This is a genomic window from Bartonella sp. AP57NXGY (assembly GCF_042195805.1).
In the GTDB taxonomy this organism is placed as follows: Bacteria; Pseudomonadota; Alphaproteobacteria; order Rhizobiales; family Rhizobiaceae; genus Bartonella.
Window position 1 is genome coordinate 1 of record NZ_JBHIOZ010000558.1, and the last position, 654, is coordinate 654.

Annotated in this window: 1 protein-coding gene; it reads left to right on the forward strand. The window is 39.6% G+C overall.

The features are described from left to right. On the forward strand, window positions 1-654 hold a 654-nt coding region (locus ACFIL8_RS12020), incomplete at both ends, for an autotransporter outer membrane beta-barrel domain-containing protein (RefSeq protein ID WP_375681623.1).

Below are 654 nucleotides of genomic sequence, written 5' to 3' on the forward strand. Positions count from 1 at the left end.
GGAACTATGGAAATCTTTCTCTACACCCTCAGGATGTTGAACAAAGCAAAAAAAGCGCATTTAATAAATGGTCTGTTACTGCTTATGGAAATTTGCAGCATGATACCGGTTTTTATATGGATGGGGTGGTATCGTATGGTCTTTTTAAGGGAGATGTTTTGACCCTTGCACGGGGCAAGGTTGTGGCGTTAAAGGGTAAACAATTTAGCGGTTCTTTAACGAGTGGTAGAACGTTTGCAACAGGGTATAAAGGTGTTGTTTTTGATCCGCAGATTCAGGTTGTTTATCAGCATCTTCAGTTTAATCAGGCGCGTGATATTGATAATCTTGATGTTGATTTAGGAAAATTTCATCAATGGGTGGGGCGTGTTGGTGGGCGTTTAAGCAAGACGTTAGGTGTTGTGGAAGAGGGACGTGAAGTTTCTTTTTATAGTAAGCTTTCTTATTTGCATAGTTTTGAAGATAAGCAATTCGTTTCTTTTAAAAACGATTTTCAGTTAGGTTCCTTTGGTTCTTCTTTGGAAGCAGGGGTTGGGTTTAATGCCCGTCTCTCATCAAAACTTTCTCTTCGTGGAGATGTCACTTATCAGCATAGATTTAAGAAAATTGGTTTTTCTGGAACGAGTTTCTCTGCTGGATTGCGCCACCTTTTTT